The organism is Liquorilactobacillus sucicola DSM 21376 = JCM 15457, from assembly GCF_000612445.1.
In the GTDB taxonomy this organism is placed as follows: Bacteria; Bacillota; Bacilli; order Lactobacillales; family Lactobacillaceae; genus Liquorilactobacillus; species Liquorilactobacillus sucicola.
The window spans coordinates 113,739-130,208 of sequence record NZ_BALC01000006.1 but is presented as its reverse complement, the minus strand read 5'-3'; the positions used below and the strand labels follow the sequence as shown (position 1 = coordinate 130,208).

At 39.4% G+C, this 16,470-nt stretch carries 14 protein-coding genes and 1 pseudogene; 8 read left to right on the top strand and 7 right to left on the bottom strand.

All coding sequences use genetic code 11. The annotated features are described in order from the left end of the window. Positions 1 to 443 precede the first annotated feature (443 nt). The 6 genes and pseudogenes from JCM15457_RS09760 to JCM15457_RS09735 form a co-directional block, all read right to left on the bottom strand. Positions 444 to 848: a DUF956 family protein gene (locus JCM15457_RS09760; protein ID WP_034989671.1), complete on the bottom strand. Its 405-nt coding sequence runs from the start codon at positions 846 to 848 to the stop codon at positions 444 to 446. Positions 849 to 906: 58 nt separating this feature from the next. Continuing rightward, entirely contained in the window at positions 907 to 1,821 is a 915-nt protein-coding gene (locus JCM15457_RS09755; RefSeq protein WP_034989669.1) for a PTS system mannose/fructose/sorbose family transporter subunit IID, read from the bottom strand. A gap of 20 nt (positions 1,822 to 1,841) precedes the next feature. After that, positions 1,842 to 2,648 carry a PTS mannose/fructose/sorbose transporter subunit IIC gene (locus JCM15457_RS09750; RefSeq protein ID WP_034989668.1) on the bottom strand — a complete coding sequence of 269 codons (807 nt, stop codon included), beginning with the start codon at positions 2,646 to 2,648 and terminating at the stop codon, positions 1,842 to 1,844. A gap of 26 nt (positions 2,649 to 2,674) precedes the next feature. Next, positions 2,675 to 3,667: a mannose/fructose/sorbose PTS transporter subunit IIA gene (locus tag JCM15457_RS09745; RefSeq protein ID WP_034989667.1), complete on the bottom strand. Its 993-nt coding sequence runs from the start codon at positions 3,665 to 3,667 to the stop codon at positions 2,675 to 2,677. Positions 3,668 to 3,838: 171 nt separating this feature from the next. After that, positions 3,839 to 4,345, bottom strand: coding sequence for a PTS sugar transporter subunit IIB (locus tag JCM15457_RS09740; protein ID WP_081778247.1), 507 nt, complete (start codon positions 4,343 to 4,345; stop codon positions 3,839 to 3,841). Between the two features lie 270 nt (positions 4,346 to 4,615). Further along, positions 4,616 to 7,476, bottom strand: a pseudogene (locus tag JCM15457_RS09735) (sigma-54-dependent transcriptional regulator). 267 nt (positions 7,477 to 7,743) lie between these two features. Here JCM15457_RS09735 and JCM15457_RS09730 point away from each other — a divergent pair. The 6 genes from JCM15457_RS09730 (at position 7,744) to JCM15457_RS09705 (ending at position 13,012) form a co-directional block, all read left to right on the top strand. Further along, entirely contained in the window at positions 7,744 to 8,364 is a 621-nt protein-coding gene (locus tag JCM15457_RS09730; protein ID WP_034989666.1) for a WxL domain-containing protein, read from the top strand. A 57-nt stretch (positions 8,365 to 8,421) separates the two neighbouring features. Further along, positions 8,422 to 9,489: a WxLIP family cell surface protein gene (locus tag JCM15457_RS09725; protein WP_034989665.1), complete on the top strand. Its 1,068-nt coding sequence runs from the start codon at positions 8,422 to 8,424 to the stop codon at positions 9,487 to 9,489. A 135-nt stretch (positions 9,490 to 9,624) separates the two neighbouring features. Beyond that, positions 9,625 to 11,307, top strand: coding sequence for a hypothetical protein (locus JCM15457_RS09720; RefSeq protein ID WP_034989664.1), 1,683 nt, complete (start codon positions 9,625 to 9,627; stop codon positions 11,305 to 11,307). Between the two features lie 47 nt (positions 11,308 to 11,354). Next, positions 11,355 to 11,585, top strand: a complete 231-nt coding sequence (locus JCM15457_RS09715; protein ID WP_034989663.1) for a hypothetical protein — start codon at positions 11,355 to 11,357, stop codon at positions 11,583 to 11,585. After that, positions 11,555 to 12,055, top strand: coding sequence for a WxL domain-containing protein (locus tag JCM15457_RS12675; protein ID WP_081778245.1), 501 nt, complete (start codon positions 11,555 to 11,557; stop codon positions 12,053 to 12,055). The genes JCM15457_RS09715 and JCM15457_RS12675 overlap by 31 nt, the downstream gene beginning before the upstream one ends. Before the next feature lie 33 nt (positions 12,056 to 12,088). After that, positions 12,089 to 13,012 (top strand): WxL protein peptidoglycan domain-containing protein, encoded by a 924-nt coding sequence (locus JCM15457_RS09705; RefSeq protein ID WP_034989661.1) that lies wholly within the window; start codon positions 12,089 to 12,091, stop codon positions 13,010 to 13,012. Here the strand turns inward: JCM15457_RS09705 and JCM15457_RS09700 are convergent, their stop codons facing one another. Then, entirely contained in the window at positions 13,013 to 13,564 is a 552-nt protein-coding gene (locus tag JCM15457_RS09700) for a hypothetical protein (RefSeq protein WP_034989659.1), read from the bottom strand. 626 nt (positions 13,565 to 14,190) lie between these two features. Here JCM15457_RS09700 and JCM15457_RS09695 point away from each other — a divergent pair. Together JCM15457_RS09695 and JCM15457_RS09690 are read left to right on the top strand one after the other, a co-directional pair. After that, positions 14,191 to 14,622, top strand: a complete 432-nt coding sequence (locus JCM15457_RS09695) for an Hsp20/alpha crystallin family protein (RefSeq protein WP_034989657.1) — start codon at positions 14,191 to 14,193, stop codon at positions 14,620 to 14,622. Between the two features lie 551 nt (positions 14,623 to 15,173). After that, positions 15,174 to 16,412, top strand: coding sequence for an L-lactate MFS transporter (locus tag JCM15457_RS09690; RefSeq protein WP_034989655.1), 1,239 nt, complete (start codon positions 15,174 to 15,176; stop codon positions 16,410 to 16,412). The last annotated feature ends 58 nt before the right edge of the window (positions 16,413 to 16,470 follow it).

The window sequence follows — 16,470 nt, the reverse complement described above, 5'->3', positions numbered from 1 at the left end:
CAGTTTTCAAAGATCTACTTTTGTAAAAAAGTTGTTTAGCACAACAATTAAATTTTATCACATCTCGTTTGCTTTGTCAATATTAATTTTAACATTGACTCTAACAGATTAGCCGAGACAACTTTATTATCATACTTGACTGTCACGAAAATGTCAAGCATTAATTGTTTTTATGGACTGCAAGTACAAGTCACATAAACATGACAACATCAATTACTATACACGTACTCGCTTCACTCGTCAATAACTTTTTAAAAAAAATCAGCACAATTTTATAATATATATAACTTAGATATTTCACTTTTGTACGATTAATTGATTTTATTGTAAAAAAATAATGCCGCAGGATCAATACCCTGCAGCATCATCTAAAAATTTCATTCTCAATTTTCACATTACAAAAGATTATGGAAAATTTTAGGCTATCAATTCATAGAATTAAATTAAACATTTATTTTACCTGACAGTTTTTTCTTGATCGTCCTGAACAACCACTTAAAGTTGCGCCTAAGCACCTGAAAAAAAGTCAGTGAACGTACAATATGGTCTGGTTCCACATACACACGAACAGCACGTAAAACTTTTTTAGGATTTCTAGATGAAAACTTGTACATTCCATTATGCTTCGTTTGAATAGCATATCGCGGAATCCACTTGCCCTTGAACATGATAGAAGCAATAACTAAATCCACTTCTTCCCATGGTATTTGAATAAATTTATTTATATCACGGTCATTATAAAATTCAAATCCCTTGTCACCTACCATTATTTTCCCATAATCACCTAAACCCAAGTATGATGTAGCTTCAATCGCTAGATCAATTTTGGAATTAATTGATTCAACCATACCATCACCTCCTACGATTTAACCCTTTACAGATGTTTTGACAAAAACGAAAAGCAGCTTACAGAAGTCCGACTACATGACCAACGACCCCAACGACAAAGATTCCAATAATAATAACAATTGGGGAAACTTTCTTTTTAAGGAGCCACATACAAAGGAAAGTCAAAAGCAGTGGAACTAATCCTGGTATCAAAGAATCAAGATTATCTTGTAAAGTCGTAACTTTCACCTTTGTAAGCGAAAGACCACTAGCCTGTTGTTGTAAAGCCGACTGTATTCCTTTTGCACCCTTGGGAAGTTTATCCCAATCAATATACGCTCCAGCTTGCTGTGTGATTTTCGAAACAACTGGCGTAAATTTAATCGTTACCCAACGTTCAATCAAAGCAGCAATTACAAACATTCCCATCATTGATGCAACCCTAGTAACACTTTGCAATAAACCACCAGATAAATCCTCTGTAATCTTGCTTCCTGCACGATAGCCGAACTCTTGTGTATACCACATAAAGCCCCAACGAATGATATTCCAAATAACAAAGAATAAAATAGGTCCCAAGATGTTGCCGCTAAGTGCAAGAGATGCTCCTAAAGCCCCTACGATAGGGCGAACAGTGTACCAGAAAACAGGATCACCAACACCGGCAAGAGGACCCATCATTCCGACCTTAACCCCTTGAATTGCAACATCGTCAACAGGTGCTCCGTTAGCTCTCTCTTCTTCCAGTGCCAAAGTAACACCAATAACCGGTGAAGCTACATACGGATGAGTATTGAAAAATTCCAAATGTCTTTGATATGCAGCAATGCGATCTTCTTTCTTCTTATATAACTTATTAATGGCCGGAATCATCGAATAACACCAACCACCATTTTGCATACGTTCATAGTTCCATGAGCCCTGAATAAAAGTTGAACGCCATGCAACACGTAATCGATCACTTTTTGTTAAACTGACTTTCTTTTCTTGCATCTCGCTTACCCCCTTCGAATTTAATAGTCATCCAAGATATCGCCTAGTGGATCACCAGTGTTGCTGTTGCCGCCATTGCCACTATTACCTGAACCGCCCTTATCAAGTTGGAGGTACATTAAAGCAAGGGATAAGCCTATAGCACCAATAGCAATCAACGTTAAGTCAGAAATTGCAGCTACAACAAAACCGATTGCGAAGAAAGGCCACACTTCACGCGATGCCATCATATTGATAACCATTGCATAACCAACGGCGACGACCATTCCACCACCGATTGTCATACCTTCGTTCAACCAGCTTGGCATTGCACTAAGCATATCACGCACACTTGAAGCTGGGATAATCAGTAAAAGAGCAGCAGGAATCGCAATCCGTAGTCCCTGCAGGCAAATACATACAACCTGCCAAAAATCAATCATGCGCGAATTTCCTTGCGCAGCAGCAGCATCCATAAAATGAACAATAGCAACAGTAATCGTACGTACAATCATCGTTAAGAATAAGCCCGCAACCGCCAACGGGATTGCAAAAGCAATAGCTGACCCTAAACCATGAGTTCCTTGACCACCTTGAATCAAAATAATTGCCGACGCAGTAGCAGCTAGAGCAATGTCAGGAGCAACAGCAGCCCCAATATTCGCCCATCCTAAAGCGATCATTTGTAATGAACCGCCTAACATAATGCCAAGTGTTAAGTGACCAGTTACTAAACCTATCAGTGTACAAGATACTAAAGGTTGATGAAATTGAAATTCATCCAAAATACCTTCCATTCCTGCAAAAAAAGCAACGATCACAACTAAAATCATTGATATAGCAGACATTTGATAATCCTCCTTTTTAACTTTTATTACTTGTTTTCCGCAAGTCCTTGACGAGCTTTTTTAATAATTTGTTCCATATTTGCTTTGGAATCATCTGGAACTTTGCGGACATCAAATTTAACGCCTAATTTTTTTAGTTCATCAAATGCTTCAACATCTTTACCATCTAAAGATAGGACTTTGCTGACTGCAACTTTGCCAACAGAATGTGCCATTGAACCTATATTAAGTTCTTTTATATCGACACCAGCCTTAATAACTGTAAGAGCATCTTCAGGATTTTCAAAAAGAATTAAAGCCTTAGTATTCCCAAAACGAGGATCCTTTGCTACCTCAATCATTTTTTGAACCGGAATCACATTGGCATGTACTCCAGGAGGTGCAGCCTCTACGATCATACTCTTACGCAACTTATCTTTAGCAACTTTATCAGAAACAACAATAATCCGGTTAGGATTAGTCGACCTTGTCCATGCAGTGGCAACCTGTCCGTGTAAAAGACGCGAGTCTACCCGTGCTAAAACATATTTAATCTTGCCATCGCCTACAACTGTTCCAGGTGACAACACACCCTTAGGTTGGTCATCCTTAACAGCTGCAGTTTCTTTCTTTTGCGGTTGTAATCCCTCAGGCTTAACTTTCACTCCATCTTTAGCAGTTTCAATAATGTGGGCTGCTATCTCATGTGCCGATTCCATCGACAACCGTGATGCATATGCTTCGATTACCATCGGCAAATTCATGCCGGCGACAATCGCCCATTTATCCTTATGAGCTTCCAAAAGTGTATTAGCCTGATTGAAAGGAGTTCCTCCCCATAAATCAATAAGAAACAGAATCTCATCCTTATTTTCAAAAGAACTGATTGCTTTTTCCATTTTAGCTCTCACATCATCTGGGCCTTCATTCGGCATTAGAGTAACTGCTTGAACGTTATCTTGTTCTCCAAAAATCATTGAGGCAGATTGAAAAATGCCTTCAGCAAAGCCACCATGGCTCGCTAAAATAATACCTACCATTGTTTAATACCTCCTATGTGCAAGATTTTGCTTTAGTGAAAAACCAAAGCTCGTTTCATCCGACATTATTTTCAAAACATAAGATCGGTTTGAAACTGTTTTATCACATCAGAACTTACTCACCTCCCTCAGATAGCTCACTAGCTGTTTGAAATCTTTAAAACTCCACTCTTAAGCTTTTTTTACCAAGCCCTTTTCAACCAATGATTTCCAAAGATTCTTTGGATTATCACTGGACACTTTACGAACATCAAGCCGAATACCACGTTCGTGGAGCCACTTAAGAGCCTTCACATCTTCAGGACTGACAGCAACTGTATCAGTGACCATAACTCTTGAGTTATCAAAACTGACCGCACCGATATTAATTGTTTCAACCTTGATTCCTCCCTCGACCAATCGTTTAGCATCAATAGGATCTTCAACTAGAACCATAGGTTTAAGAGAAAAGAAACGCAAGTCTTGGTAGATACGGATCATCTTCTCAACTGTGATAACATTCGCTTTGATTCCCGGGGGAGCAGCTTGCGTAATCAAAACCTTGCGCATCACATCTTGCGCTACACGATCTGAAACAACCAAAATACGATCGATATTGAGTGCTTTTGCCCAATTTGTAGCAACCTGTCCATGCAGCAGCCGACTGTCAATACGTAGTAATTGCACTTCCATCGTCATACAAATTCACCATCATTCCCAACACAGCGTTGCCTCACACTCACACCTACTTCCATCACAGGGGTGAGTTTCAGCTTGCGGTTTTCTTCAAACAATCATCACATATAGCCTAACCAAATCTAGCAAAAGAAGAGCAAGCTAATGACAGCCCAAAGCAACCACACTTAACATAAGCAATTTACATGCCAACTTTTGTGTATCGTCTATCGAAGTTGAACTCTAGGGGCTTTGTAAACAAAAAAGCAGAAGTAATACACTATTTTTAGTGTATTACTTCTGCAGTGTATTAGATTTCTTCTTTTCTGTATCAAACAAAGCAACAATATAGTAAGTTTCGGCATCTGAAAGTGTTATATTCAGAGTTCTATTCAGAAACTCATTTGCTTGCTTGATTATAGAATACATTTTATCTGTTTTGATTTCGGATAATCTCTGTTCGTCAACACTCATCTCAGAACGTGTCAGGTGACGTTCAATAGCTCCACCTAGATGCATGATCAAACTAATCTTAAAAGCATTCGACATTGTAACAACGCTATGTTGCTGGATAAAGTTGCAATAATCCCACAATACCTTGGTGATTTTTACAGGATTGATGAAAGTAAAATACTGTCCTAAGTATTTTTGGACTGTTTTTTCCGTCAATAATTCCGATTGCTCTAAAGAATAAGGACTGTTCAAACTTCGATCATTGATTTGCTCTATCAAGCTGACAAAACTTTCTCCTCCACCTTGTAGCAAATTCTCCAATGAAACAAACGGGACTGTGAGCTCCGGCTTAACAACTCCTGTTGCTGCCACAATTTGAAACTTACGTTGAACTTCAGTTATTTTTTCTTTCATTCCTACGACAGAAACTGTAATGACCGTAATATCATCAATCAGATTATCAATCAAAATCTTATCAAGTAATTCTTTGATTTTTTTAGCGGTTCCTTCACCAGTTGAGCAGATTGCGATTATCGCTTTACTTTTTTGTGTTGCTAGTGCCGCAGCTCCATGCTCATTTTCTGTTTGTGTTTTGCCAAGAGTACGTGAGTAACCTGCGAATTCACGCAGCTCCCGATAAACAATTTCAAGGCTACTATCAATTAAGGCCGTTTTTCGTGCTGCCTCTAGAACCATCGCTGTTGTTACCATATCAATTGTTTTAACATGAGTATTGGTTTTCTTACTGAGTTTGCTGCTAAAAGTGCTAAGTGAACCCATATCCACCAGCAACAGGACTCCATTCCCGCGATTAACATTTTTAACTTGAGCAGCAATACCATCCAACGCAACTTTAGGACTCATCTCTAATGGCATATCGTACGCAGCAATATTATCTACCGACAACAGTTGAGATACAACCTGTGCCATTGATGAAGCTGTACTGTTTCCGTGAGCAGCTACCACAATTCCAACTTTCCCTGTCTTGGGTTCAGAACGTAGAGAAGCTAGCAGAATTGCCATGTAATACACCTCAGATTGCGGTATAGGGAAACGATAGTGTTCTTCAACTATTTTTTTAATCTTCCCAGCAATCTGCAACTCCCCAGGATAGTCATGCACCATTGACACTAAATCAGTTGACATGTTACGCAAAGGCTTGCCTGACTGAATGCGTTTAATAAATGAACTTATATGAAGGCTCATGGCATAAATAAAGCTTTCTCTTACTGGATAATTCTCCTTTTCGCGGAGAAACTGCTGAATTTCTTTTGTCAGATCAATGATTTCCCGATCAACTATCTCACCTAGGCTATTTACCGTTTTGTCTAGTTTCCCTTGACGATAAAACGACTTAAGGTGCAGATTGATATCTGTCATTATAAAATTATTAATTGATGCTTGATCCAAACCTTCATCTTTCAGCAAAGCCGCCTTATCTCCAATTATTTCGTATAGATTATATGGAAGTTCATAACTATCGATTTCGGGCATCCCACGTTTAAAGTTCGGCTTGATAAGCATCATGGGTTCCAGTAATCGTGTTAACTTCCCAAGTTCCTGCCGATTATTCGCTAGATGTGATAACCCATCCTTAATATTTGGCGGTAATTGGTCAAATCTTAGTTTAATTTCATCCTTATTCTGCATACTATTTAAGAATCCCTGTGCACAAACCAATTGCACATTCGACTTTAACTGACCTACGTTTCCGTAGGTCACACTGCCTAACAGTGCTTGAACTACATCCTCACTCAAGCGGATATTCTTATGTATCCGATTGGCTTCAAGTGTCAACAGACGTTGCAACAACTGTAGTTTTTCACGTGCACTTCTTTGTGCAAAAGCTGGCAGTTGAATCGTGACCGGAATTCTGCGCACAAAGGTTTGCAGCAAGGCACTTTCCGGATCTTCCGTCGTTGCACAGATCAGCCTTACATCCGCATGATGTGTTTTGGCAGTTTCACCCAATCTACTATATGTCCCGTGATCCATAAAATAAAAAATCATTTCCTGCCCTTCAGGTGGAAGGCGATGTACCTCATCCAAGAACAGCATCCCACCATCAGCTTCTTGGATAAGCCCATCCTTATCCTCATTAGCACCCGTGAAAGCCCCTTTAACATAACCAAACAAATGCGACATCAACAACTGCGGGTTGTGGGCATAATCAGCACAATTAAACGTAGTGAATCCTTTTTTCACAACGATTTCTTTTGTTAAGGCAAAGCGATACATCTTATTAGCAAAATATGTTTTTCCTGAGCCAGTCGGACCAATAATCAGTGTGTTCAACCATGTGGCGGGTAAAGTAGCGCTGCCTTTGCCTGCTCAGTCTGATTTTTCAAACTGTCATGTGCTCCGATCATATTTGCAAAGACATCACCGGTCTCACTCATCTTGGAAAGTTCATTATCAATTCCCGCATCATTTGCAATCGCGGTACTGCCAGCAAAACCAATATTAGGTTTCCGTTCCAATGCAACAGTTTCGTCCAAATTATCTGTTTTGAAAATAAAATAACGGACTGGACGACCAATTTTTTTCTCCACTCTGCCTTCTCTGACCAACTGATTGAGTTCTTTACTGACATTAGGTCGCAAAATTCCCAGTGCTTCAGCAATTTGCTTGGTTGTAGCACTTTTAGTAGCATTTTCAGTCTGACTATCCAAGTAATCTAAAATTTTTTCACGTCTTGTCATCCACACCGTACCTCCATCAAAAGTTTGTGTATCACAAGTGTATCACTTTCAAGTTGAGTAAGCGAATTCAAAACTTTTTATTGCTATTTTTTTAACTCTATTTCAAATTAAATGCCTATAATCGGCTATTTATTATCTTTTTTAAGCTTTTTTTAAAAAAAGATATATTTTTAATTAAATTTTCCTTGTATTCTCAGAAAAACCATGCTATATTTCTAAGCGTTAACAATTAACTTTTTATTTTTAATTAAAAAGGGGATATTTATCATGGACATAAAAAAAATACTCGTACTTTCAGGCATTACTTTAAGTGCAGCGTTTGCTCTAAATATCGGAAATGTTCAAGCAGACAACGCTGGAACCACATCTTCCGTTCCAGATACAAAAGCTGAATTTCAAGTAAAGGCTGGTGATGGTGATTCCGATAACAATCCTACTGGCCTTAAATTCGTAAATGCACCAGATCTTACTTTCCAAGGTACCAACGTAAAAGAAATTGCTACTAAAGGTGCAACACTAAATTTAGCTAATGCTCAAAATCCGTTGCAGGTTGAAGATTATCGTGGTAGTGATGCAACTACAGATTGGTCAATCAATGCGCAGCTATCTAAATTCAACAATGGAAACAATTCCAGCCTAGATGGAACCATCACACTTTATGCCGATAAAGATAGCAAAACTACGGCGGCTGATGACATCAAGGGAGCTTCGATCGGAAGTGCGTCCCAACAAGTCTGGCACTCAAATGGTAAAGAGCGAGGCGTCAGCACTGCAACTGCAACTACCAACAAGGGAACGGAACTCTCTATCCCTCAATCTACTAATGTCAGCGCTGGAACTTACTCAGCCACTATAAACTGGACTCTCAGCAACACCGCAGCAGATTAATTAAAACGTTGTTTCAGCTTAACGCCAAAAACCTAGAAACATATGGGAGAACAAGTTTTGAATTCAAGAAAAAATTTTTTCATTATGACCTTATCGTTGATGACGTGCCTAATTTCACTTATATGCTTAAAAACGCCTCCAGTTCATGCTGAAGGAGCTGGCTTTACTGTTGCCGCTGTTACGCCCCCTAACCAATTCAACAAAAATGCTTCCTATTTCGATTTAAAGGTCACACCAGGACAGGCACAAGATATTAGTGTGCAGATTCAAAATCTGACCAGTGCGCAAAAAAAGGTCACGGTCTATCCGAATACAGGTTACACCAGCAATGCCGGTGTTGAAGCATATGACAAAAATAAGCTCAACCGCCTTAGTCGGGCTCCTTTTCTCCTCTCTGAGATACTAGGCCGACCACAGAAAATCATTTTAGCACCACACGAAACAAAGACATTAACGTTTTCCCTTAAAATGCCACAGCAAAAATTTCATGGGATACTAGAAGGTGCATTATATTTCCTAGATGATCAGACCTCGGCCGCACAACAAACCAATCAGAAAGGCATGACGATTAGAAATCGCTACGCTTTAGCATTGGGCATCGTGCTACGCGAAGATACACAGACGCCGGTGGCACCAAAAATGAAGATGAATAAAATTTCGGCTGGTATTCAGGACACCGCTAACTTCAGTGCAGCTACGAAAGTCAACCTTGAAAATACCCGTCCTGCCATGATCAAAAGATTGCAACTAGTAGGCGAGATATCTAGACGCGCTGGCAGTAAAGTTCTTTACCGTTCAACCCAAAAGAATCTTGGGATGGCACCTAATTCAAACTTTGACTATTCCATCAATTGGCGCAATGACTCAATGAAAGTTGGGAGATACCACATGCATCTCACTGCCACTTCTGGCAAGTACAAGTGGGTTTTCGATCGCAACTTCAATATCAACCGCGCTGAGGCCTCAAACGTCAACAAAAAAGCCAATATCGAACGTAATTGGACATGGCTATGGATATTATTAGGTGCACTGCTCGTCCTGCTGATCTTCCTGCTTGCATTCTTCATTGGACGCCGCTCAGCAAATAAGAAAAAAGCTAACTCTTCGCATACAGAAAAAGATTAGGAACATTAAGTATCGCCAAAGGCTATGTATAATTCTTAGTAATTTTATACTCACTGTATGCTGTATGAGCCAAATTTATTTCGTCAGTCTATCTGACAAAAGACATTTTCTAAAAACAATTTTGAGGTGAGAAAAATGCTTACTTGCAGCTTGCACAAAACAAAATTAAAACTTTTGCTTTTATTTTTGTGCGCCTTTCTTTTTTCAATTATTGTTTTAAGCAAACAGGTCACAGCATCGGCCACCCCAAGAGCAACCCCTGCTGGGGATCTTGCTGCTGGCAAAGCTGGTTTTACCACTCAACCTTATACCATTTCTGAAAATGGACAAACATACTTAAAATTCAGCGTTGTTATCAGTTATCAAAACGTTAAGTATAACAATAAAATTGACGTCACTATCTTTACAGGCTACGACAACTTCAATACTCCTACATGGGTGACCGACCAAGCCAGCTATACACATAAAGAAAATGGAGCTTATTCAGAGCTGGCTTACACTGTGAATATCTCGCAATTCAAAAATAGCAGCTGGCTTCTAGACAACATGCGTAAGGACTATTTTGTAGGAGTCAATGCGTACAATAATCCATGGTGTCAGCAAGTAACATATTATTCAAACATCATTTCTGGGCAGATTTCTTCTTCCCAGATACATATAACATCTGCTCCTAACAGTATTTTGGGTTCTAATGAACAGTACAATTCTGCGTCTGCTCAAGTCACACCGAATGGAACGACTGATCCGGCTCAATGGTCTGCTTCATCTGATAGCATAGCAGACCTCAATGCGACTTTCCTTAACAATGGAAAGTCATCCGTTGATTCAACTGGTAAAGCCCTAACTAAATTCAATGTTCCGCTTCAAAGTCTCCTCACAAAAGTTAATACTGACACTCAAAATTTTGGCTTCCCACTTGAGTTAAAAGTACAATCAGGTAGCAATTATGATACCAAAAACTTGTATCTGGGAGGTCTGAAAGCTATTAACAGCAATGAATCTGTCAGTCGTACCAAGGGATTGACCGCAAATAACATCTGGAACGATGCCCTTGACCCATCTGCGCTGTCACAGTTATTCAACAACCTCGCTCCCAACAAATACTATTGGTACACTTGGTTTTACTGGCCTGAAGACTCTGATAAACCAGTATATCTCGGCGCCATCCCCGGTGTAGCCAATGCCGCTGGCCCACTGCGTGATAGTTCATCTCCTACCAAACTAGAGATTAAAGATGCGGACAATGATAATAATTTCATCACACAAGCGGTGCAGGCCACGAGGGATCACAAGCCCCTATCGCTCCAGCTGGTAGTCTATGCAAACAACTGTCAAAAATGGTATCCATGGAATATCGTTGCTGCCTCAAATAGGGCACAGATTAGCATCAATCCTGTTCCACAAACAACACCAGAATTGGTCAGTGTACCAGCAGCTTTTGATTTTGGTTCCATTCCAGTCCGTGTCATCGCAAATGGTGATTCGACCAAAAATTATACCGCTCAAGGAAAAATAGCTGTCAAAAATGCGAATCACTCATGGCACTTAACAGCTGAACAAACACGACCTTTTACTGACGATGCCGGTAATAGTCTGAAGTCCACTCTAGCACTAAACGGAGCAAATCTTGGAAATGGTCCGCAAGTTATCTACGCTGGAAGTTCCACTACTCCTGCGGCTTTTTCCACTTCAATCCAGAGTAGCCTCGCGTTTCCAAGTGGTGTTCAGAACAAAACTGTCAATGCTGGCAAAAGTTACGGGACAACGATTTCTTGGAATCTGACAGTTTCCAATCCCACTCTTTCAGCTGCGCATTGAGTCCATACCGAATACAACACATAATCTTGGAAAAGGGAGATTCTTCTATGAAAAAAAGCGGCAGAATCATACTAGCTTGGCTAATCATACTTTTTTCTCTCTCTACTAATATAGAAAATGGTCAAGCTGACAATACAAATTCACAAGCTTCCTTTAATGTCTATGCAGGTGATGCCAGTGCAGACAATTTACAAAGAGAAAAGCTTAACCAGAATTACAACTCCGCTAAGGCACCACCGAAGGTTCCATACCCGACAATGATTATAATGGCTCTCTGAAGCTAAATGCGGTTCCTGATTTAAATTTTGGTAAGGTAAACCTCAGTGCTATCTATAATGGTGCCAAGATCCGTTTGCATAATGGCAATTCCGACAAAATCAATCGTATTATTGTCGCCGACTACCGTGGATATAACAGAAGTCAGCGTGGTTGGAGCGTCAACGCCTACATTACTCCGCTGACAAATGGTCCTTTTACCATCACGCCAACAATTACACTGAAATTAAAACCTGCTGCACTTAACGTTACAACACCTACTGCGATAACGTTATCGGCTAAGACTGCCACTCCTGTTTTAACTTCTTTAAAAATACCGACTAATGGTATTCGATCTGCAACCGTATTAACACGTGGTTCCTCCACCTTAAACTTCAACACTCTCACACGTACGCAAAGAGAAAATTTTCAACCTGGAAAATACCATGGCCGTATCATCTGGACCCTCAACAACACTGCTAGTGACGATTGATGCTTAGTAATCAATAGAAAGTAGTTTTACAAAATGACACTATCTTACAAATATGTAGTATTTACTTCGCTTATAATTGCTCTGCTTTTTTCCCTTGGCTTTTTTACTATTGACACAGCACACGTTTGGGCTGATACTCGCAGCAATACTGAACCTCAATTCTCTGTTGTGCCGCAGTTTTCACCTGAACAGACAGATACACAACTAGGTTATTATCACTTACAGGTCAAGAGAGGAGAAAAGTATCCTTTACGAGTTCGTATATTCAATAATAATCAAACCTCTTCCGTTTACTTTCAGGTCCAACTACGAAACGCCGGCAACACTGCTCATGGTCAAATTGCCTATGCCACATCACAGCAGCTTAAAGATATTCCTCGCAATTATAAGCCATTGACAGCTTTAAGCGCCACAGAAAATAAAAGGAAGGTCTTGGTCCCAGCTCATTCGTACAAAGATGTACTTTTGAAACTCAAAATACCGACAAAAGGATTCAAGGGAACAGTTGCCGGGGGCATTCTTGTCACCCGATTAACTGCTCAAGCAGATAAAATTCAGTCTGAATCTTCTTCTAGCAATGTTACTAACAAATTTTCGATGACACTCCCAGTCCTTGTTTCACAGGATTTCACACAAAAAATTGCACCTGTATTATCGTTAAGGAAAGTAGCTATCGTTTCTTCTGGCAGGCAATCATACTTGTCTGTCGCACTTTTGAATCGCTCTCCCGTTATTTTTGGAAAAATTCACTTGCATATCAAATTGAGTGTTCATAAAAAAACTATTTATAACAAAAGCTTAAGGGATTTCCAAATGGCACCTTATGCCGTACTTCCACTGCTACTAAAGTTGCCAATGCAGGATAAACAATCAAAAAAATATTCATTAACAATAGAGATACACTCAGGAAAATTTAATAAGAAAATAGTGCATCAATGGTTTCCTATCACCCCCTGATCAATTTGCTGCTGTATTAGTAAGTGTCCATGTCACAATTCCCTGATGCTCTTTCATAGAAGAAGTGTTGTGCCTGACATCTAAGCGACTATTCGCTAATTTTGTTATTTTTATACCAACTTTTGCTGAACCATTCATAACACTGTTAGGCTCCCTTGAAACAGACAGCATTTGATGCACAGTTTGCCCAGAAGCTCTATCGTAACTCTCTGTTTCACTATGAATCACACCAGCGGATCGCAGCGACAATTGAGCATAGACTTGCCATGGTGTTGCCCCACTTCCGCGGTAGTCTTCAACTGTCAGTTCGTCTTTAGCACCTTGCGCCACTTTCAAAATATTTGAGCGACCAGCGCTATTCAGTATTTTTTTTGGCTCTTTTGTATCCGCTGAATCGAAGTTAAGTTCTGGTGTGGCAGTCAATGCTACTCCCCCCGGCATAACAGTGAAAGAAATCGTTGAAGACATGTCTGCCTCAACTGCATCCACAACCCCGGTACTAATCATTAGTATCGAAAAAACCACAAGAATAGCTGCATATCTTTTTCGCATATCGTTTCCTCCACTCACTTTTAGACATTTTAGTCTACGACTAAATAGAATCATGGTCGTGCAAATTATTTCTGCTACTACATTCATTTTTTATGTGATTTGTTGCGTATAAGGGCATATAGAATAAAACTACAAATAAGCCTCTCTAGTATGTAAATCGGATAAAAAAGCTAAAAATTAATACCTTTTCCGTCAATTCAGTTGGATGTTCGGTTAAAGAGTTAGTATTTTTAGCAACACATGTTCCCTATTAACATAGTCAGAATTCCACCATAATAATTTATACTTAAACAAAAAAGAAAGGTATTGCTGTTGATACACACATCAATGCGAACATAAAAAATACCCGCAAAGTCAAGATTCTCACTTTAACTCTGCGGGTACAACTTCTCTATTTGATTGATAGTCCCAGAACAACTTCTAGAAAAAAATAGCGCCTGCCTTCCGTCGCAGACGCTCACCGTATAATAGAAACTTAAGTATAGCACCTGAGTTAAATAAACGTCAATACTTTCTGACACAATTCCTTGATTTTTTTGCTAATAACAATTCGTTTTAGTTGCAATTTGACCAACTTTGATTAATATAAGAATTGAAGAAAGAAAAAAGAAAGGATGTCTTTAGTTATGGCAAATGAATTAACAAATCGTTTCAACAATTGGATGAAACAAGATGATTTCTTCGGGAACTTGGGTCGTTCGTTCTTTGATTTAGACAATTCAGTTAATCGTGCCTTGAAGACGGACGTTAAAGAAACCGATAAAGCCTATGAGGTTCGCATTGATGTTCCTGGAATTGACAAAAAAGACATCACAGTTGATTATCATGATGGTGTTTTATCAGTCAATGCAAAACGCGATTCTTTCAATGATGAAAGTGACAGCGAGGGCAATGTGATTGCCAGCGAGCGTAGCTATGGTCGCTTTGCTCGTCAGTATAGTTTGCCAAATGTGGACGAAAGCGGAATTAAGGCAAAGTGCGAAGATGGTGTCCTTAAACTTACCTTGCCTAAACTAGCAGAAGAAAAGATAAATGGTAACCATATTGAGATTGAATAAGATTTAACGTTTTATAATATAGACATACTAAATTAGCTCTGTAAAACAAGATCTGTTTTACGGAGCTTTTTTTGAATTATAACAGAATATGTGGAGTTAAATATTTTATATACTCCCCTAGACTTCAAGTTCGTGTTTAGAAACTTAGAATAACCGCGAGCAATCTCAGAATAGTTCTACTAAATAATTTAAGAGATGTTTATTTGAAAAAGCAGTCTTACATTGGTATCTCCACTTTCAATCATAGGAAAAGAGAGTACGACACAAATCGATAAAAATCGAATACTAACAAAAAAATGTGCACATAGCGAGTACTTTATTATGAGTAGAGGTAGCTAGGGCATTTTAGCTTATGAAACACATTCATAAAAAAATAAATAGAAGCGCTAGGTCAAATTCAGCTTCCAGCCTGCTCCTCACGTCATAAAGTTCGCAATATATCCAATATAGTTATTTAAATATCATATTTAACATGATATTATCTTTATAAGCTAACAATCATCGTGCAAAATATTTTATTGTTCGTTAAAATATTATTGGAGGAATTTGTATTGAAAATAAATCGCTATATCGTCGCATTTGCAGGTGTTCTGTTCCATCTAATGATCGGTTCCGTCTACGCTTGGAGTGTTTTCACCAATCCCATCGCAAAACAAACGGGTTGGACAGAATCTTCAGTTGCACTTGCCTTTAGTATTGCTATTTTTTTCTTGGGAATGTCGGCCGCTTTTATGGGCAAAGCCGTTGAGAAGATCGGTCCTAGGTTAACTGGTACGATCGCCAGCTTTCTTTATGGAACTGGCACATTGATGACTGGTTGGGCTATTCATCAGCACTCAATCTGGTTGCTTTATCTCGCATATGGTGTCATTGGTGGATTAGGTCTAGGAGCGGGATATGTTACTCCTGTGTCAACAATTATCAAATGGTTTCCAGACAGACGGGGCTTAGCAACTGGCCTGGCAATTATGGGATTCGGTTTCGCAGCTATGTTGACTGGCCCCATTGCTCAGCGGTTGATGGCTGTTGTTGGGCTTGAGCGGACATTTTATCTGCTAGGAATCTTCTATTTTGTCGTTATGCTACTGACCGCGCAGTTTATCGTCCGTCCGAAAAAACTGCTAGTTGATAATATGGGCCAATCCTTGAAAAAAATTGGTACCCGCTTGACAACTGGTCCCGAATTGACCGCTAATCAAGCACTTAAAACGAAATCCTTCTCTTTCTTGTGGATAATGTTTTTCATTAATATTACGTGTGGTATTGGTCTTGTTTCAGCGGCATCCCCGATGGCCCAAAGTATGACTGGGATGTCCGCCCAGTCGGCTGCAGTCATGGTTGGTGTCATCGGTCTTTTTAACGGTTTCGGTCGATTGCTGTGGGCAACCTTATCTGATTACATTGGCCGTCCTGCTACTTTTAGTACCATTTTCATTCTTGATATCGTAATGCTGTTAGCAATGCTAATCTTCAAACTACCACTTTTATTTGTGATCGCATTATGTCTGCTTATGTCTTGTTATGGTGCCGGTTTTTCTGTCATACCTGCCTACCTGGGTGATGTTTTTGGTACTAAAGAATTAGGGGCTATCCATGGTTATGTTCTAACAGCATGGGCAGCGGCCGGAGTCGTTGGTCCGCTATTACTTTCGTTAACACATGAATTATTCCATAATTATACTTTAACGTTAATCGTATTTATTTTGATTGACTTATTAGCATTATTGGTTTCATTCTGGATTCAGCGTGGTTTCGTCAACGTACACAGACCAGAAGAAAACAAAGCCTAAATAATAAATTTTACGCGTTGCTCAGTTTCTACCTGTATGGTTCATATTACTTCTCCCA